At 61.8% G+C, this 18869-nt stretch carries 17 protein-coding genes; 10 read left to right on the top strand and 7 right to left on the bottom strand.

The window, feature by feature from the left end:
- Nucleotides 1-249: 249 nt before the first annotated feature.
- Nucleotides 250-750: an MgtC/SapB family protein gene (locus tag KGA89_RS11900; RefSeq protein WP_003200100.1), complete on the bottom strand. Its 501-nt coding sequence runs from the start codon at nucleotides 748-750 to the stop codon at nucleotides 250-252.
- A 135-nt stretch (nucleotides 751-885) separates the two neighbouring features.
- Here KGA89_RS11900 and KGA89_RS11895 point away from each other — a divergent pair, with 135 nt between their 5' ends.
- The 3 genes from KGA89_RS11895 to mapR all read left to right on the top strand — a co-directional run bounded on the left by KGA89_RS11895 (nucleotide 886) and on the right by mapR (nucleotide 4415).
- Complete coding sequence (locus KGA89_RS11895; protein WP_003200097.1) at nucleotides 886-1122, top strand: DUF3203 family protein; 237 nt, start codon at nucleotides 886-888, stop codon at nucleotides 1120-1122.
- A gap of 288 nt (nucleotides 1123-1410) precedes the next feature.
- Nucleotides 1411-2823, top strand: a complete 1413-nt coding sequence (gene ccoG / locus KGA89_RS11890) for a cytochrome c oxidase accessory protein CcoG (RefSeq protein WP_013692689.1) — start codon at nucleotides 1411-1413, stop codon at nucleotides 2821-2823.
- Between the two features lie 182 nt (nucleotides 2824-3005).
- Nucleotides 3006-4415 carry a GntR family transcriptional regulator MpaR gene (gene mapR / locus KGA89_RS11885; RefSeq protein ID WP_003200093.1) on the top strand — a complete coding sequence of 470 codons (1410 nt, stop codon included), beginning with the start codon at nucleotides 3006-3008 and terminating at the stop codon, nucleotides 4413-4415.
- Nucleotides 4416-4530: 115 nt separating this feature from the next.
- Here mapR and KGA89_RS11880 read toward each other — a convergent pair whose 3' ends face one another.
- Complete coding sequence (locus KGA89_RS11880) at nucleotides 4531-5277, bottom strand: SDR family oxidoreductase (protein ID WP_003200090.1); 747 nt, start codon at nucleotides 5275-5277, stop codon at nucleotides 4531-4533.
- A 78-nt stretch (nucleotides 5278-5355) separates the two neighbouring features.
- Nucleotides 5356-6234, bottom strand: a complete 879-nt coding sequence (locus KGA89_RS11875; protein ID WP_223471637.1) for a Dyp-type peroxidase — start codon at nucleotides 6232-6234, stop codon at nucleotides 5356-5358.
- Between the two features lie 271 nt (nucleotides 6235-6505).
- Here KGA89_RS11875 and ampC point away from each other — a divergent pair, with 271 nt between their 5' ends.
- Nucleotides 6506-7654, top strand: coding sequence for a class C beta-lactamase (ampC, locus tag KGA89_RS11870; RefSeq protein WP_223471636.1), 1149 nt, complete (start codon nucleotides 6506-6508; stop codon nucleotides 7652-7654).
- Between the two features lie 64 nt (nucleotides 7655-7718).
- Here the strand turns inward: ampC and KGA89_RS11865 are convergent, their stop codons facing one another.
- The 3 genes from KGA89_RS11865 to KGA89_RS11855 form a co-directional block, all read right to left on the bottom strand.
- Complete coding sequence (locus KGA89_RS11865) at nucleotides 7719-8267, bottom strand: DUF4174 domain-containing protein (RefSeq protein WP_003200085.1); 549 nt, start codon at nucleotides 8265-8267, stop codon at nucleotides 7719-7721.
- Between the two features lie 267 nt (nucleotides 8268-8534).
- The gene (locus KGA89_RS11860) at nucleotides 8535-9320 is read right to left on the bottom strand and encodes a sulfite exporter TauE/SafE family protein (RefSeq protein ID WP_003200084.1); all 786 of its coding nucleotides are present in this window, start codon (nucleotides 9318-9320) and stop codon (nucleotides 8535-8537) included.
- Between the two features lie 107 nt (nucleotides 9321-9427).
- The gene (locus KGA89_RS11855) at nucleotides 9428-10177 is read right to left on the bottom strand and encodes a hypothetical protein (RefSeq protein WP_223471635.1); all 750 of its coding nucleotides are present in this window, start codon (nucleotides 10175-10177) and stop codon (nucleotides 9428-9430) included.
- 298 nt (nucleotides 10178-10475) lie between these two features.
- On the opposite strand from KGA89_RS11855, the gene KGA89_RS11850 reads away from it, so the two are divergent.
- Nucleotides 10476-11627 carry an aldose epimerase family protein gene (locus KGA89_RS11850; protein WP_223471634.1) on the top strand — a complete coding sequence of 384 codons (1152 nt, stop codon included), beginning with the start codon at nucleotides 10476-10478 and terminating at the stop codon, nucleotides 11625-11627.
- A gap of 155 nt (nucleotides 11628-11782) precedes the next feature.
- Nucleotides 11783-12604 carry an aldo/keto reductase gene (locus tag KGA89_RS11845; RefSeq protein WP_223471633.1) on the top strand — a complete coding sequence of 274 codons (822 nt, stop codon included), beginning with the start codon at nucleotides 11783-11785 and terminating at the stop codon, nucleotides 12602-12604.
- 185 nt (nucleotides 12605-12789) lie between these two features.
- Here KGA89_RS11845 and KGA89_RS11840 read toward each other — a convergent pair whose 3' ends face one another.
- Nucleotides 12790-15153, bottom strand: a complete 2364-nt coding sequence (locus KGA89_RS11840) for a DNA polymerase II (RefSeq protein WP_223471632.1) — start codon at nucleotides 15151-15153, stop codon at nucleotides 12790-12792.
- Between the two features lie 314 nt (nucleotides 15154-15467).
- On the opposite strand from KGA89_RS11840, the gene KGA89_RS11835 reads away from it, so the two are divergent.
- The 4 genes from KGA89_RS11835 (at nucleotide 15468) to KGA89_RS11820 (ending at nucleotide 18869) form a co-directional block, all read left to right on the top strand.
- The gene (locus tag KGA89_RS11835) at nucleotides 15468-15908 is read left to right on the top strand and encodes a CBS domain-containing protein (RefSeq protein ID WP_003200075.1); all 441 of its coding nucleotides are present in this window, start codon (nucleotides 15468-15470) and stop codon (nucleotides 15906-15908) included.
- Between the two features lie 69 nt (nucleotides 15909-15977).
- Nucleotides 15978-16574 (top strand): paraquat-inducible protein A, encoded by a 597-nt coding sequence (locus KGA89_RS11830; protein ID WP_003200073.1) that lies wholly within the window; start codon nucleotides 15978-15980, stop codon nucleotides 16572-16574.
- A gap of 11 nt (nucleotides 16575-16585) precedes the next feature.
- Nucleotides 16586-17230 carry a paraquat-inducible protein A gene (locus KGA89_RS11825; protein ID WP_027912575.1) on the top strand — a complete coding sequence of 215 codons (645 nt, stop codon included), beginning with the start codon at nucleotides 16586-16588 and terminating at the stop codon, nucleotides 17228-17230.
- On the top strand, nucleotides 17211-18869 hold the full coding sequence (locus KGA89_RS11820; protein WP_223471631.1) for an intermembrane transport protein PqiB: 1659 nt from the start codon (nucleotides 17211-17213) through the stop codon (nucleotides 18867-18869). Before KGA89_RS11825 ends, KGA89_RS11820 begins: the two co-directional genes overlap by 20 nt.

The following is an 18869-nucleotide window of genomic DNA, read 5'->3' as shown; positions in this document are numbered from 1 at the left end:
CCCCCGCCCGGCCCTGATCCCGAGCCGATTCCAGAGAAAGACCCGCCACTGGACCCACAACCGCCGCTGGGCGACCCGCCGAGCGAGGCGCCGCCGGAGCGGGTTTGAGCCAACGACTTGGAGCTGCCCCCTATGGGAGCGCGCTTGCTCGCGATAGCAGACTGTCAATCAGCATAGTGACTGGCTGATCCTCCGCCATCGCGAGCAAGCTCGCTCCCACAAGTTTAATGTTCAAGTCTTATGCTCAGGCTATGGCTTGCCGCCCTTCTCCAGCGCCCGGACGATCACCGGCATCACACTGAAGATCGCCAGCGCCAGCACCGTGCTGAGCACCGCCGTCGCCTCCCGGCCCAGCCCGGCGGCGACGCCAATGGCGGCGGTCATCCAGAGGCCCGCAGCCGTGGTCAGGCCCTTGACGTGACCTTCGTCGCCGTCGGTGTTTTTCAGGATGGTGCCGGCGCCGAGAAAACCGATGCCGGCGACCACGCCTTGTATCACCCGACTCATCGCGTCGGCCTGGGACCCGGACATCTGTGGCACCAATACGAACAGCGCCGCCCCCAGGGCCACAAGCATGTGGGTCCGCACGCCGGCAGCCTTGCCCTTGTGTTCGCGCTCGAAACCCAAAATGCCGCCCAACAGCGCGGCCATTAGCAGACGCACCGTGACCCGGGTCATCTGCTGGGCATCGGTGATGTCGGCGAATTCCGCCTGCAGGGTTACCCAGACTTCATGCCACCAGGCGTCCATGGACCGTCCTCTTTTTCATTCGATAAACGATGGACCGCAGGCGGCGCCAGAGGTGCGCCCGACCGCTGATCAGCCGCAACGAACCCCGGCTTGGCCGCACGACCTAACGTACATGACCCCAGAAGGAGCAACACCATGACTGTCCGTATCGATGACAACCAGACCTGCCATTTCGAAACCCCCAATGGCACCGAACAGCGCCCTGCCAGCGAGCTGACCATCATCACCGACCCGGACAAGGCCATGTCAGTCGTGGAGCTCAATGGCGACCGGGTCTACATCACCGAGGCCGAGGCCGATGCACTGACCGTGGCCGGCGCAGTCGACGGGCGCAAGCACCTGAAGGCCAGCGACAGCGGCTCGGCGATCTGAACGGCTTGAAGCCTCTGCGAGGTGTTCAATCCGTGGGAGCAAAGCTTGCTCGCGATGAAAACAACACGATACTTCTTGAACCGAGGTGTCTGTATCGCGAGCAAGCTTTGCTCCCACTACCCCCTGGCCTCAACGGTATGTTCGCTCGTCCTCGGGTGCATCAAAGTGTCGCAGGGCCTGGGTTTCGCGTCATCTGATCCGGTTTTTATCGAAACACCTGAGTCTGTTATGCAAACAGTTCCATGGTCATAGTGCCCCGGCCAGATAGAGGCTGATGAGCGACCGACCATGAGCGATAGAATCCCCGTCCAGTTGATACAGACGTTCGAACCTGCGCCAACGAAGATAAAGGCCAGGAGCACCGACAACCTGATCCACACCCGCAGCTTCACCGGTTTGTTTCGTACCCTGCGCATCAGCGGTGCGGGGGTTCTGTTCCTGCTGTTCTTCGGCACGGTGTGGTTGAACTGGGGCGGACGCCAGGCGGTGCTCTGGGACCTTTCCGAAAGCAAATTCCACATCTTTGGCGCGACCTTCTGGCCCCAGGATTTCATCCTGCTGTCGGCCTTGCTGATCATTGCCGCCTTCGGCCTGTTTGCGATCACCGTGTTTGCCGGCCGCGTGTGGTGCGGGTACACCTGCCCGCAGAGTTCCTGGACCTGGATCTTCATGTGGTGCGAGAAAATCACCGAGGGCGAACGCAACCAGCGGATCAAACTGCAGGCCGCGCCCTGGGGCCTGAACAAACTCTTGCGCCGCAGCGCCAAGCACACGCTGTGGCTGGCCATCAGCCTGCTCACCGGCCTGACGTTCGTGGGGTACTTCACGCCGATCCGCCCCTTGGCCGAAGAACTGCTGACCCTGCAAATGGCCGGCGTGAGTCTGTTCTGGGTGCTCTTCTTTACCGCAGCCACCTACCTCAACGCCGGCTGGCTGCGTGAAGCGGTGTGCATGCATATGTGCCCCTATGCACGCTTCCAGAGCGTGATGTTCGACAAGGACACGCTGACCATTTCCTACGATGCGGCCCGCGGTGAAATCCGCGGCCCACGCAAACGCGAGGCAAACCCGGCCAATATTGGTCTGGGCGACTGCATCGACTGCCAGATGTGCGTGCAGGTCTGCCCCACCGGCATCGACATCCGCGACGGCCTGCAGATGGAGTGCATCGGCTGCGCGGCCTGCATCGATGCCTGCGACTCGATCATGGACAAGATGGGCTACGCCCGCGGCCTGATCAAATACACCTCCGAACATCAGCTGCAGGGTGGCAAGACTCACCTGCTCAGGCCTCGGCTGATCGGCTATACCGCCGTGCTGCTGGTGATGATCGGCGCGCTGGTCGTGGCGCTGATGCAACGGCCCATGGTGTCGCTGGACGTCAGCAAGGACCGTGGCCTGTTTCGGGAAAACAGCGCAGGCCAGATCGAGAACATCTACAGCCTGAAAATCATCAACAAGACCCAACAGCGCCAGGATTACCATCTGTCCCTGGTGGACGGCGACGGCTTCATCCTGCAAGGCAAGACCCAACTGAGCCTGGCCCCGGGGGAAATCGTCGATGTGCCGGTGTCGGTGGCGATGCTCAGCGAACGGCCCGGCAAAGGCTCCCAGGAAATGACGTTCAAGGTCGCCGACAGCGACGAGCCAGGCATCTACAGCATCGCCAAGAGCCGTTTTGTCGCACCGATGAATCGTTGAAGCTTTAAGATGCCGGGCACCTGTGGGAGCGAGCGTGTGGGAGCAAAGCTTGCTCGCGAAGAACGATAACGCGACCTTACTGTTGATCCGTGTCGCCTGCGTCGCGAGCAAGCTTTGCTCCCACAGATTCTCCCACAGTTTAAAAAGCGCAAACCACGCGTCATTCAAGACTGGGCACCACCATGAAACGCTACGAGAAATTTGCCGACGACATCGCCGAACTGATCCGCTCGGGCATGCTGGGGCCAGGTCAGCGCGTGCCGTCGGTACGCTATGCCAGCCAGACCTACGGTGTCAGCCCGTCCACCGTGTTCCAGGCCTATTACCTGCTGGAACGACGCGGCATGATCCGGGCCCGGCCGCGCTCCGGTTACTTCGTCAACACCCATGCGCCGAGCCCGTTTTCGGAGCCCGCGATCAGCAGCCAGGTGCACGAGTCCACCGAAGTCGACGTCAGTGAGCTGGTATTTTCGGTCCTCGACTCGATCAAGGACCCGGCCACCGTACCGTTCGGCTCGGCATTCCCCAGCCCGATGCTGTTCCCACTGCAACGGCTGTCCCGTTCGCTGTCCAGCGCAACACGGGACATGGACCCGCGAATGGTGGTCACGGACATGTCGCCAGGCAACCCTCAACTGCGTCGACAGATCGCCCTGCGCTACATGGTCGGCGGGTTGATGCTGCCCATGGAGGAGCTGTTGGTCACCAACGGCGCCCTGGAAGCGTTGAACCTGTGCCTGCAAGCCGTGACCGAACCCGGCGATCTGGTGGCGATCGAAGCGCCAGCGTTCTACGCCAGCCTGCAGGTACTGGAGCGCCTGAAGCTCAAGGCCGTGGAAATTCCCGTGCACCCGCGCGACGGCATCGACCTGGACGTGCTGGCGCAGACACTGGAGCGCCATCCGATCAAGGCCTGCTGGTGCATGACCAGCTTCCAGAACCCCATGGGCGCGACCATGCCCGAGGAGCGCAAACAGGCGTTGGTAGAGTTGCTGCGCCGCCATCAGGTGCCGCTGATCGAGGACGACGTGTACGCCGAACTCTATTACGGCCAGCAGGCCCCCAAGCCTGCCAAGGCGTTCGACACCGAAGGCTTGGTGATGCATTGCGGTTCGTTCGCCAAGAGCCTGGCACCGGGTTATCGCATCGGCTGGGTCGCCGCCGGGCGCTACGCGCAGAAGATCGAACGGCTCAAGCTCATGACCTCGTTGTGCGCCTCGATGCCGGCCCAGGCCGCCATCGCCGACTACCTGCAACACGGCGGCTACGACCGTCACCTGCGCAAACTGCGCTATGCCCTGGAGGAACAGCAAAGCGCGATGCTCGCCGCCATCGCCCGCTACTTCCCCGCCCAGACCCGGGTCAGCCAGCCGGCGGGGGGCTACTTCCTGTGGCTGGAGCTGCCGGAGCAGATGGATTCGCTCAAGCTGTTCCAGATGGCCCTGGCCCAGGGCATCAGCATCGCGCCGGGACCGATCTTTTCACCAACCCGGCGTTTCAGGAATTGCATCCGCTTGAATTACGGCAGCCCGTGGACCGAGGCCTCGGAAAAGGCCATGGAGACGCTGGGGCGGATTATTCGTTCGTTCTGATATCGGGTTGTCCGTCAGACCGCCATCGCGAGCAAGCTTTGCTCCCACATCGGAACACTGTCCCCTGTGGGAGCAAAGCTTGCTCGCGATAGGGCCGAAACAGACACCCCAGGACTCAGCGCCCGCCCCCCAGATCCACAAACGTCCCGGTCGCATACGAAGCCTTGTCCGACAACAGCCAGATAATCGCTTCGGCCACTTCATCCGGACGCCCGCCCCGGGCCATGGGGATCGCTGATTCCAGCTTGCTGACCCGGTCCGGGTCACCGCTCAGGGCATGGAAATCGGTGTAGATGTAGCCGGGGCGCACCGCGTTGACGCGAATGCCTTCGCCGGCCACTTCCTTGGACAAGCCGATGGTGAAGGTGTCCAGCGCGCCCTTGGAGGCCGCGTAATCGACGTACTCCCCCGGTGCGCCCAAGCGCGCGGCCACCGACGAGACGTTGACGATGCTGCCACCCTGCCCGCCGTGCCTGGGCGACATGCGCAGCACCGCGTGCTTGGCGCAAAGAATCGGCCCCAGCACGTTGGTCTTCATGATCTTGAGAATGCGGAATTCGGACATTTCATCGAGCCGGGATTTCTGCGCGACCGTGCCGGCGTTGTTCACCAGGGCGGTGACACGGCCCAGCTCGGCGTCCACCCGGTCGAACAGGCCGATCACTTCGTCTTCGATGCTCACGTCGGCCCGCACGGCAATCGCCTGCGCGCCCTTGGCCCGGACCTGTTCGAGCACCTCCTGCGCAGCACTCTCATCGGACTGGTAATTGATGCAGATCCGATAGCCCAACTCGGCAGCCAACAGCGCCGTGGCCGCCCCGATTCCGCGGCCGCCACCGGTGATGACGATGACTTTATCCACGTTTGCTTCCCCCATTCCACGGATAGACATCCGGCCCAAGAATAGCGTTCACGTCACGCTTTGCACAAACCGTTGCGCTTACCGGGCCAGGGCGCGCAGATCCAGGCGTCCGTCCAACAGTGGCGGGCACCAGTAATAGCCGCCGGTGATTGGCCGGCTCATGCGATACAGGCCATCGGTGATGCCGTCTTCCAGGCCACTCATGCGGCGCAGTTGTGCCTCGAAAGCATCGAGGGAGAAACCGAACGCCAGGAACATCAGCCCCGCACGGTCGCCTTCGATCCACGGCATGGAACGACGCACCACGAACGCCTCCGGGGCGAAGCTTTCCTGGGCGGTGCGCTTGACGTGGGCCGATTCCGGCGCGTCGTCGAGTTCTTCGTTGTCGCTCAGGCGACGGCCCATGATGTTGTCGCGCTCATGGGGTTGCATCGCCGCGAAGCCATCCAGATCGTGCTGCCATTGCTGGATCGCGGCGAAACTGCCACCGCGCACCCCATCGACACCCTGGGTCAGGGCGGCGGCGATGGCCGCTTCGTCGTGAGGGTTTTCGGTGCCGTCTTCGTAGCCGGTCAGGTCATGGCCGGTCATATGGCGGAAGGTTTCGTTCATCTGCACCAGGCGCAGCGCCGGGGCCAGCACCGCCTCGATGGCGCGACTGCGGTGCATCAGCTCGCCGCGGTCTTCGCCGTGCAGCCAGCACCACAGCGCGTGTTGGGTCGAGGGGTTGTCCACGCCCACGCCGGCCAAGGCAGGGAAGGCTCGCAGGCCTTCGACCTGGGCGCCCAGCGCCTGGACCAGCGATTCGCCAAAGCCGACCACGACCCGCCCATCGACCAGCAACAGGAGTTTGTCTATCGCAGCCGGCAATGCCTCGACCGATTCCAGGGCAAAAAACAAATGACGGGCCTGAGGCGGAACAGGGGTGGCGAGAATGCCGGGCTGGTAGTAACTCATGTGAACTCCTTTAGAAAGAGCGCAAGTTTACCCGGCAGCCGGGGGTTTGTGTGGTTTGCCATGCGACACCGAAAGCCGACGACCGAAGATTTTCGTAGGAACACTCCTGCGGCCCAGTCGGACGACTCCGAAGCGCCCTCGAGCCGGATGAGCACCGATTGCCGAGCAACCGAAAACCTCCTAGATTGACCACCCCAAGATGCACTCAGGCATCGAAAGCTGCTGGATACAGAGCAGCTTGAACCACCGCCATCCAAGGAGACGGTCCGACATGCACATGGCCAAATCGATACTCGCAGGCACTTTTTTCCTGGTCTGCGGGGCAGCTCCGGGCTTTGCCCAGGATCGTATTGAAGACGCTGTCAATGCCACGATCCAGCCCTTGATGAAGCAACAGGACATCGCCGGCATGGCCGTGGCGATCACCTACAACGGTCAACGCCATTACTTCAACTACGGCGTGGCCTCCAAGGACACGAAAAAGCCGGTCACCGACCAGACCCTCTTCGAAATCGGCTCGATCAGCAAGACCTTCACCGCCACCCTTGGCGCCTATGCCCAGGCCCAGGGCAAGCTGTCCCTGGCGGACCCGGCCAGTCGCTTTGCTCCCGAGCTGCGCGGCAGTGCCTTCGAGGGCATCAGCCTGCTCAACCTCGCCACCTATACCGCCGGAGGCCTGCCGTTGCAGTTCCCCGCCGAGGCGGACCATCCGGACCGGATGTTCAGTTATTACACGACCTGGAAGCCGCTCTACCCGGCCGGCACCCAGCGGCTCTATTCAAACCCGAGCATCGGCCTGTTCGGCTATCTGGCAGCCCGCAGCCTGGGGCGGCCGTTTGACGAGGTGATGGAGCGCACGCTGATGCCAGGGCTGGGCCTCCAGCACAGCTATGTGCGGGTGCCGCAGGATCAGTTGGGCCGATACGCCCAAGGTTATGCAAAAGACGGCAAGCCCGTCCGGGTCGGACCGGGAGCCCTGGACTCCGAGGCCTACGGGGTGAAAACCAGCTCATCGGACCTGATGCGTTTCCTCGAGGCCAACCTGCGACCGGAAAAACTGGACGCGGATCTGAAGCAAGCGATCGCCACGACGCATACAGGTTTCTACAGGGTTGGCGGGATGAATCAGGGGCTGGGCTGGGAGTTCTACCCCGCTCCGTTCACCTTGGATGACCTGCTCGCTGGCAACACACCGCAAATGGCCCTGACCCCACAAAAAGTCGAACCTCTCAACCCGCCCCGCCCAGCGCCGGACGGCGCCTGGGTCAACAAGACAGGATCTACCAACGGTTTCGGCGCATACGCGGCGTTCGTACCCGGAAAGGACATGGGGATCGTCATGCTTGCCAACAGGAACTACCCGATCGAAGAACGGGTGAAAGCGGCGCATCGGATCCTCGCTGCGCTGGACGTGAAATAAATCGGCTGGGCTCACTTGTGGCGAGGGGATTTATCCCCTCACCACAAGAGTCTGTCGGCGGAAATCAATCATCCAGCGGCTTCACCGGCCCCGCCGGCTTGACTGCCTTGCCAGGCTTGGCGCCTTTCGCATCCTTGGTCGGTGCAGGCTCTGGCGCGGGTGGTGGGGCTGGAGGTGTTGCTTCTTTCTCTGCCGCAGGCAGTTTATCGACGGCATCGAAGAGGTCTTTCAGTTCGATCGCCCCGGAATGCTCAAGCTTCTTTTCCCCGTCCTTGCCCACCAGGATGATCTTGGTCTGTGCTCCGGCTCCCAGCTTGAGCGAGCGAATCAACGCCATGGTGCTTTGCGGATCCAGATCCTTGCCATCGCGCTGCCCAATGGTATTGAGCACGGTATAGAGCACCATGTTGCGCTCGGAAAAGCCCTGCTTGCCTGCCGGTTCATCCAAGGCCTTTTTCAGGCTCACCCAGGCAGGGTCGACCGTGCTGGGCGCGATGACGACAAGGGGACGTGACTTGCCTGCGTCCGCCAACAGCGGCGAGTCGCCATCGGCAGCGAACAGGGGGCCGGCGATGGCCAGCAAGGTAGCGAAGGTCAACGACCGAATGAGCATGCGCCTCTCCTTTTGATATTTACGCTGTACTGATTGCACAGGGCGGCGATTGTTCCGCGAGAGTCGCTCAATACTGCGCCTGCCTGACTTGAAGCTTAGGCCAGGGGGTTCATTGCGCAACCGCAAGGAGAGCGCTGAAGTCGGGAGAGACTAATTGTGGGAGCGAGCTTGCTCGCGATAGCGTCATGACGCCCAACATCGAGTCGACTGACACACCGTTATCGCGAGCAAGCTCGCTCCCACACTATTGGACTTGAGCTGACTGTTCTAGAACGCCAGCTTGAACCCGATCATCGCCAGCATCACCGCCAGGCATGGGCGCAGCAGTTCGTCGGAGATGCGTCCCGACAAATGACTGCCCAGGTAGATCCCCGGCAACGAACCGATCAGCAGGAAACCCAGGATGTGCCAGTCCATGTTGCCCATGCTCGCATGGCCCAGGCCAGCTACCAGGGTCAGCGGTACGGCGTGGGCGATCTCGGTGCCCACCAGGCGCTTGGTGACCAGGAACGGGTAGAGGATGAACAGCGCGACAGTGCCCAGGGCGCCAGCGCCGATGGAGGTCAAGGCGACCATCGCACCCAGCACGAGGCCAGTGATGACCGTCAGCACATTGAGGCGCGAACCGGAGGGGTTGTAGTGGCCGCCAGCGCGGTCGTGGGCAAATTGCAGCAGGCGCTTCTTGAACAGGATCGCCAGGGCGGTGGCGAACAACACAAAGCCCAAGGCTTGCTTGATTACCGCGTTCATCGCCTCGGGGGAGCTGTGCAGGCTGCTGAGGAACCACAGCGTCAAGCCGACCGCCGGCACACTGCCCAACGTCAGCCAGCCAGTAATCGCCCAGTCGATGTTGCGATTTTTTGCATGAACCAGGACACCACCAGACTTGGTAATAGCCGCGTACAACAGGTCCGTACCTACCGCCGTCGCAGGGTTGATACCAAACCACAACAGGATCGGGGTCATCAGCGAACCACCGCCGACGCCGGTCATCCCAACGATGAAACCGACCACCAGGCCTGCAACGACTAAACCGACATTACCGAAATCCATTAAACCCGTCTCAGCACGACCGCGTGAAAAATCTGGCCGCGAGCATAGCGATTTTTCTTATAACCTCCTATATCGATGTGATCTATCTTTATTCCTTTTCCATAGCTTCACTGAACCGGCAGGAAGTTGAGGAACAGCAGGCTCTGGGCGTAATTCAAGCCGATCCGCCGGTAGCGCTCATCGAGCATCTGGGTCAGCAGGTCCAATCGGGCGACGATTTTTCCGAACTCCACGGCGAAACTCAGGTTGCTGCCCTCCTCCGAAATCTCATTGGAAAACAGCAACAGCTTGCCGTCCTTGTTCTGCCGCTGGCTCAGCAGCCAGGTGGCTTTTTCGATATTGCGCGCCGCGTTGCTGACAAAACGCGGGTCGATGGTGTCGGTCATGTAGAACTCGAGGCGATTGCCGTGCGCGGTGACCAGCATGCTGCCAATGGCATAGATGAAAGCCCCTACCCGATCGCCGAGAAATTCCGGGCTCATGGCGTAGCTCAGGGCCGCCAGGTCCTTCTTGCCACCCAGGGTCGGCAAGGGCTGTTGCTGCTCGATGGCCACGCGCACCTGTTTTTCCGCAGTGCGGGCGTCGAGAAAGCCGGACTTGCGCAGTTCCTCGGGGTTGCGCAGGTACAGCTTGTTCATCAGCAGATAGAGGCTTTGCAGGTTGTCGTGCATCGACAACGTGGCCATGCGATCGACGCTGGTCTGCAAGAACTCCTGGGGCCTGGCGTTGCTGAACTGCGTGACCACATCCTGCCCCTGCTGATGGCTGCAGCCGCCGCTGAACAGCATCGACACACCGACCAACAATGCCAGGCAACAACGGCGCAATCTCGTCACAGAATAAAAAACAGCGGCCATCGAGTCTCTGTCTGGGCATGGGGAAGCGATGGGGGGTCGTCGCTTCCAGGCCATGGATAGAGCGGCAAAAATCGCAAAAGTGCAGTGCCCGGAGAAAACCCTCAACCTTGCGCAACATCTCTCCAATCCAATTAGTCTTACTTTTTAATTGATAAATCCTTATTAATGGCTATAAATCCCTTCTCACCCTTCAAATAGAAAGACTACTAACCAGAAAAACCTTCAGCGCTGTCCGACCAGTAGCGGACTCGCCCCGCGTTCAAAACAACAACAAAACAACAGGAAGGAAGGTCATACCATGCTTGAATCCAGACAACTGCTTACGGCCCTCGGAGTGTCTCTGATGATCGCCACCTCGGCTTCCCACGCTGCCGGCCTGACCAACGAACGTGGTGCGTTCGGCAAGACCGACGACGGCACGGCGGTGGAAAAATTCGTGCTGCGCAACAGTCACGGCATGGAGGCCACGGTCATCACCTACGGCGGCATCCTCCAGTCATTGAGCGTGCCGGACAAACACGGCAAGGCCGCCGACATCGTGCTCGGCTTCGACGACGTGCAGGGTTACCAGAAGAATGGCAGCGTGTATTTCGGCGCGACCATCGGCCGCTTCGGCAATCGCCTGGCCGACGGTGCCTTCGAGCTGGACGGCAAGCGTTACCAGGTGCCGCAGAACGACCATGGCAATGCCTTGCACGGCGGGCCGCAAGGGTTCGACAAGCGAGTCTGGAAGGCCCAGCCCCATAATGCCAAGGACTCGGTGGGCGTCACCCTGACCTACTTGTCAGCCGATGGCGAGATGGGTTTCCCCGGTGCACTGAAGACCGACGTCACCTACAGCCTCAACGAACAGAACGAGTTGCGCATCGAGTACAAAGCCACCACCGACAAGCCCACAGTGCTGAACCTGACCAACCACAGCTATTTCAACCTGGCCGGGGCAGGCAACGGCGACATACTCGAGCAGGTCGCGACCCTGCACGCGGCCCATTACACGCCGGTCACCGGCAAGCTCATTCCCACTGGCGAACTGGCCCCCGTGGCCGGCACACCGATGGACTTCACCCAACCCACCGCCATCGGCACCCATATCAAGGCCGATCACCCACAACTCAAATTCGCCGAACCGAAACAAGGCGGCTTCGATTTCAACTGGGCGCTGGACGCCAAGGGCGACGTGAACAAACTGGCCGCCGAGGTGTATGACACGGACTCCGGACGACGCCTGCAGCTCTACACCACCGAGCCTGGCGTGCAGTTCTATACCAGCAACTTCCTCGACGGCACCGTCAAGGGCAAGCAAGGCAAGGTCTATCCACATTGGGGCGCGTTCACCCTGGAAACCCAGCACTACCCCGACTCGCCCAACCAGCCGAACTTCCCTTCGACGCGGCTTGATCCGGGCCAGACCTACACCCAGACCATGGTGTTGAAGTTCTCCGCGAAATAAAAAAAAGCACCACACCCGTAGGAGCTGTCGAGCAAAGCGAAGCTGCGATCTTTCCCAGACAATTGAGTTTGGAGCGAAAAGATCGCAGGCTTCGCCAGCTCCTACGACTATCCTGCTGTCCATTGGATTATCGATCAGCACAACAGGAGAAAGGCATGAGGACGCTGGAATTGGCGGGTGTGTCCGTACCGGTCATTGGCCAGGGCACCTGGCGCATGGGTGAGGAACCGTCTCATCACAAGAAAGAAGTGGCCGCCCTGCGGTTGGGAATCGAATTGGGCATGACCCTGATCGACACGGCGGAGATGTATGCCGAAGGCGGTGCCGAAACCGTCGTTGGCGAAGCGATCACCGGCCTGCGCGACCAGGTTTTCCTGGTGAGCAAGGTCTATCCCCACAACGCCAGTCGCAAAGGCATTCCCCTGGCCTGCGAACGCAGTCTGCGGCGGCTCGACACCGATTACATCGACCTTTATCTGCTGCACTGGCGCGGGCAGTACCCACTGGACGAAACCGTCGAAGCCTTCGAGCGGCTGCGCGAAGAAGGCAAGATCGGCCGTTGGGGCGTGTCGAACTTCGATGTAGCGGACCTTGAGGAACTGGCCGCGCCGGCCTGCGCGACCAACCAAGTGCTGTACAACCTGCAGGAACGCGGCATCGAATTCGACCTGCTGCCCTGGTGCCAGCGCCAGTCCATGCCCGTCATGGCCTACTGCCCGGTCGGCCAGGGCGGACACCTGCTCAAGGATCACACCCTGGGACAGATCGCCGAACGCCATCGCGCCACACCGGCGCAGATCGCACTGGCCTGGCTGTTGCGCCAGGACAATGTGATTGCCATTCCCAAGGCCGTGAAACCTGAGCATGTGCGTTTGAATGCCGAAGCGGCCAACCTCAAGCTGGAACCGCAAGACCTGGCAGCCCTAGACCTGATATTTCCCCAGCCCCAGGGCAAGCAGCGCCTGGCGATGGTCTGAAGCCCCATTCAACCTCGGGATTCACACTGACTTGTGGCGAGGGAGTTCATCTGTGGGAGCAAGGCTTGCCCGCGATGGAGGCGACACGGTGTCCTGGGAAAAACGAGGCGCCCGCATCGCGGGCAAGCCTTGCTCCTACAGGGGATAAACCCTGACCACGGGCTCGGCCTGAATACCACGGAGTTTCAGAACAACCCCATCTGCCCACCCACCAACGTCGAAAAATCATCATCCACAAACGGCAGGATCGCATCCGCCACTGGCTGTAGCTGTTTGGTCACGTAGTGGTCGTAATCGATTGACGCACTGCGGGTCTCCAGCGGTTCGGGGCCGGCGACGGTGATGACGTAGCTGATCCAGCCGCCATTCTGGTATTGCCGCGGACGGCCCTGGCGCTGGTTGAACTCATCGGCCAGCCGCGCGGCCCGCACATGGGGTGGGACGTTGCGTTCATAGTCTTCCAGCGGCCGACGCAGACGCTTGCGGTAGACCAATCGTTCATCGAACGCGCCGGCCAGGGTCTGCTGCACATAATCGCGCACATAATCCTGATAGGGCTGGCGATGGAAAATCCGCCCGTACAGCTCCTGCTGGAATTGCCGGGCCAGCGGCGACCAGTCGGTGCGCACGGTTTCCAGGCCCTTGTAGACGATTTCGTCGCTGCCATCGGCACGGGTTACCAATCCGGCGTAGCGTTTCTTGCTGCCCTCCTCGGCGCCGCGGATAGTCGGCATCAGAAAGCGCTTGAAATGCGTTTCGAACTGCAGCTCCAGCGCACTCTCCAATCCGAACTCAGCACGCACCTGCTCTCGCCACCATTGGTTGACGTGGGCCACCAACTCGCGGCCGATCCTGGCCGCTTCCTCCTGGCCATGGGCTCGGCGCAACCAGACGAACGTAGAGTCAGTATCGCCATAGATCACCACATGCCCCTGGGCTTCGATCAACTGGCGGGTGCGCTGCATGATCTGGTGACCGCGCAGGGTGATGGACGAGGCCAGGCGTGTGTCGAAGAAACGGCAGCCACTGGAACCGAGCACGCCATAAAAGGCGTTCATGATGATTTTCAACGCTTGGGACAGCGGCGCATTGTGCTCGCGCTTGGCGGTCTCCCGGCCTTCGGAGATCCGCGCCACGATGGCTGGCAGGCAATGTCGAGTACGGGAGAAGCGCGCCCCGCGAAAGCCTGGCACCGATTCCTGGTCATCCGGGTGACGCAGCCCTTCGATCAAGCCCACCGGGTCAATCAGGAAGGTGCGGATGATCGATGGATACAGGCTCTTGTAGTCCAGCACCAGCACGGACTCGTAGAGGCCCGGTTGGGAGTCCATGACAAAACCACCCGGGCTGGCCTCGGGCGGACGCTGGCCCAGGTTGGGGGCAACAAACCCTTGGCGATGCATCAGCGGCATGTACAGGTGCGTGAAGGCCGCCACCGAACCTCCGCTGCGGTCCGCCGGCAGCCCGGTGACGCTGGCCCGCTCCAAGAGGAACTTGAGCAACTCGGTCTTGGCGAAGATCCGTGTCACCAGTTCACAGTCCTTGAGGTTGTAGCGGGCCAGGGCCGGCTTGTCCTCGGCGAACATGCGATTGATCTCGTCCATGCGCTGGTACGGGTTATCGATGGACTTGCCCTCCCCCAGCAGCGTCTGGGCGACGTTTTCCAGGCTGAACGAGGGGAAACTCCAGGTGGCCGAACGCAGGGACTCGATACCGTCGATGATCAGCCGGCCAGCGGCCGAGGCGAAGAAGTGGTTGTTGCGCGCGCCGTGCTCGCGCCATTGCATCTCTTCGCCACCACGTCCCAGGCGCAACGGCACCGCCAGGCGCCGGGCGTGTTCATGCAGCACTCGCAGGTCGAATTGCACCAGGTTCCAGCCAATGATCGCGTCAGGGTCGAAACGGGCGAACCAATCGTTGAGTTTCTTCAGCAGCACCGTGCGCGATTCGCAGTATTCCAGCTGGAAATCCACGCCGGTATCGTCGCCATTGGCTGGCCCGAGCATGTAGACCTGGCGCTCGCCGCAGCCTTCCAGGGCGATGGAATACAATTCGCCCTGGGCGGTGGTTTCGATGTCCAGGGACACCAGGCGCAACGGTGGACGGTATTCGGGCGCCGGCTTCATCTGGGCGTCGACCAGCAGGCCATCGGCAGCCGGCGTACCGCCAAACCAGACCGGGGCGGTGATGAAGCGCTCCATCAGGTAGCGCTCCGGCGGCCGGATGTCCGCTTCGAACACCTCCACGCCGGCGCGGCGCAGGGTGGTGTCCAGGCGCATCAGTTGGGCATGCTGCTGGCAATACAATCCCAGCACCGGACGATGCTCGAAATCCAGCAGGTCCAGGGGGCGCAGTTCTACCTCCTTCTCCCCTTGCAGCAAGGCTTCGAGCTGGCCGCGCTGGATCTGCGGCACAAAGGCCACCGACGTTTGCACTGGGAGGCGCACGCGCTGGGGACCGGCGTCGGTCGCCAGCCAGAACTCGACTTCGGTGCCGGCCGGGGTATCGCGCCAATGCCGGGTCAGGACGAAGCCCTGCTGTAAATCCACCGCTGCAACCTCGAATTCTACGTAGGCGACGATTCTACCCTGTGGCGAGGGGATTTATTTGTGGGAGCAAGGCTTGCCCGCGATGCGGTTCAACTGCTAGACCGTGTCATCGTTCATCGCGAGCAAGCTTTGCTCCCACAGGCTTGCTCCCACAGAGGGACGCCCCTCGCCACAATGCTGGATGACATCACATCGGTGGGAAATCCCCCCGGCAATGACGCTTTTGGACGACTGGCCGCCGCTTTACCGCTTGCTCTGCGCCGTTGGGTCTACGATGCTTTAACAACCAGCAAAAACAACACCCGAGGCCCCCCATGAAAACCGTCGCGCAGTTGCTCCGGATAAAAGACGAGAAAAACCAGCAAGTGCACACCATCTCACCGGACGACATGGTATTGCAGGCCCTGATGCGCATGGCCGAGAAGAACGTCGGTGCGTTGCTGGTGGTGAAGAACGACGAAGTGCTGGGGATCATCAGCGAGCGCGACTATGCCCGCAAAATGGTCTTGCGCGGGCGCTCATCGGTGGGCACGAAGGTCAGTGACATCATGGTCTCCCCCGTGATCACCATCGACCCGCACCAGAACGTCGAGACCTGCCTGAGCATCATGACCGAAAAACACCTGCGGCATTTGCCAGTGGTAGAGGACGGCAAACTGGTCGGCCTGCTGTCCATCGGCGACCTGGTCAAGGAAGCCATCGCCGAACAGGCCGATCTGATCAAACAACTGGAGCAATACATTCGCGGGGAATGATCCATTCGGTCGGGTTGCTCATTCTCAAGGCACTTCTATATTGAAGGGGTTGTTCCTGCGAGCATCCCAATGGCCAACACCGACCGACTGATCATTTGTGAACATTGCGATGCGGTGTACGAGCCGGTGGTGCTCGTCGCGCACCAGAAAGCTTCGTGCGTGCGCTGCCACGCGGTGATCCAGCGCTACAACGGCCTGACCATCGAGCAGCGCCTGGCCTTGAGCGTGACGGCAGCGGTGCTGTGGGCCTTCGCCAACATCTACCCGATCATGAGCATCCGCCTCCAGGGCCTGAGCAACAGCGCGACGTTATGGGATTCCATCGTGGCGCTGAGCCATGGGCCGATCACCTTCATCGCCCTGGTGACAGCGGTGGCGATCATCATCGCACCGGCCTTTCAATTGGCGCTCCTGCTCTGGGTACTGGGCCATGCCTACCTCCAGCGGCGGGCACCGGGGTTCAACCTGTGCATGCGCAGCCTGGAAACCCTGCGGCCCTGGAGCATGCTGGAAGTGTGCCTGCTGGGCGCGCTGGTGGCGGTGATCAAGCTCGCCGGCCTGCTGGACGTGCTCCCGGGCATCGGCCTGTTCGCCCTGGCGGCCCTGAGCCTGCTGATGATCCGCATTGCCGGGCGCGATGTCCGCGACCTGTGGGACAGCCTGTGAACGGCCAGCCGCTGGACACCCCGCCAGAGGCCCGCGACCTGGACCTGTGCCTGTGCCACAGTTGCGGCCTGGCCTGCGACATGACCGACGAGCCCCAGACCTGCCCCCGCTGCGACGCCGCCCTGCATCGACGCAAACCCGACGCCATCACCCGCACCTGGGCCTACATGCTCGCCGCGCTGGTGTTCTACATCCCGGCCAACCTGCTGCCGGTCATGAATACCCAGATGCTCGGCGAAGGCGCCGACAGCACCATCATCAGCGGCGTCATCGAGTTCTGGCAAAGCGGCGCCTGGGACATCGCCCTGATTATCTTCATCGCCAGCATCGCGGTGCCTGGCATCAAGTTCGTGGTGCTGACCCTGTTGCTGGTGACCGCACAGCGGCGCAGCACCTGGGCCCAGGTCCAGCGGGCGAAACTGTACCGGCTGGTGGAAGTCATTGGCTATTGGTCGATGCTCGATGTGCTGGTGGTGGCTCTGGTGGCAGCCCTGGTCAAGTTCCAGGCATTGAGCGACATCGAACCACGACCGGGCATCCTGTTCTTCGGCCTCGTGGTGCTGTTCACCATGCTGTCGGCCATGAGTTTCGACCCCCGGCTGATCTGGGATACCCAACCATCCGAGGAGGTCATGGATGAAGTCGCAAGCCACTGACGGGCAGCAACCCGCACCCGGCCGCGCCCACGTCACCACCCGCCGCTGGACGGTGTCGCTGGTGTGGATCGTGCCGATCATCGCGGTGCTGGTGGGCATTTCCCTGGTGGTCCACAACTGGCTGCAGGAAGGCCCGACCATCACCATCACCTTCAAGACCGGCCAGGGCCTGACCGCCAACAAGACCCAGGTGAAATATCGCAACGTGGTCATCGGCCAGGTCACCGACGTGCAACTGAGCGAGGACCAGAAGAACGTCACCGCCACGGTCAAGCTCGCCAAGACAGCCGACACCTTCACTCACGAAGACTCGGTGTTCTGGGTGGTTCGGCCGCGCATCGGGGCCGGCGGTATCTCGGGGATCGACACCTTGCTGTCGGGGGATTTCATCGGCGCCGACGCCGGCCAGTCGAAAGTGCGCGCCAAGTCCTTCACGGGCCTGGAGAACCCGCCGCCCATCACCTATGGCGAACCGGGCAAGCGCTTCACCCTGCATTCCCAGGACCTAGGTTCGCTGGACATCGGCTCGCCGGTGTACCTGCGCAAGATCCCGGTGGGCCAGGTCGTGTCCTACGCCCTGGACGCCGAAGGCAAAGGCGTCAACATCGACGTATTCGTCAACGCGCCCAACGATGCGTATGTCACCGAAAACACCCGGTTCTGGAACGTCAGCGGCGTGGACGTGAACGTCGGCGCCAATGGTTTCGCGGTCAAGACCGAATCGCTCTCGGCCTTGCTGCTAGGCGGCATCGCGTTTCGGGCGCCGGAGTACAGCCCCAACGACGTCCCCGCCAGCGAGGACAAGACCTATGAGCTGTTTGCCGACCAGCAGAGCGCCCTCGCCCCGCCCGACGGCAAGGCGCAATACCTGGCCCTGCGCTTCGATCAGGCACTGCGCGGCTTGCGCGTCGGTGCGCCGGTGGAGTTCCTCGGGGTGGAAGTCGGCAGGGTGGTGGCCATCCATCTGGATTTCGATGAGAAACAGCGCAGCTTTCCGGTCAACGTCGGCGTGGTGATCTACCCGCAACGCCTGGGCAAGGCCCATGAAAAACTGCTCAAGTCGCTCAATCACAATCCAGACGACGAAGCCGCTGGCGCCCGTCTGATCGGCAGCTTCGTCGAGCGGGGGCTGCGCGCCCAGGCCCGCAGCGGCAACCTGCTGACCGGGCAGTTGTACATCTCGCTGGATTTCTACCCCAAGGCGGAAAAAGTCGCCTTCGACCCAAGCGCCCGGCCCGTGCGTATCCCGACCATTCCGGGCAGTCTCCAGCAACTGCAGGAACAACTGCAGGCGATGATCGAGCGGATCAACAAACTGCCACTGGAGAGCATTGCCGGCAACCTGGATGGCAACCTGGTGGAGTTGCGCAAAGGCCTGACCCAGTTCAACAGCAAGACCCTGCCGGGCGTGCAAAGCACCTTGCAAGACGTCAGCAAGACCCTGCAATCAGCCAACTCGACCCTGGCTGAAGACTCACCGCAGCGCGAACAACTGACCCAGACCCTGGACGACCTGGGGCGTATGTCGCGCTCGCTGCGCGAACTGTCGGACTACCTGAGCCGCCATCCCGAATCGCTGCTTCGCGGCCGTCCCAAGGACGCACCGGCGCAGAACCTCACATTGCCGGTGAAAGAATGA

Origin of the sequence: Pseudomonas sp. A-RE-22 (genome assembly GCF_019956035.1) — a bacterium.
Taxonomy (GTDB): Bacteria; Pseudomonadota; Gammaproteobacteria; order Pseudomonadales; family Pseudomonadaceae; genus Aquipseudomonas; species Aquipseudomonas brassicacearum.
The sequence above is the reverse complement of the archived record's forward strand: the minus strand, read 5'-3'. Positions and strand labels throughout refer to the sequence as shown.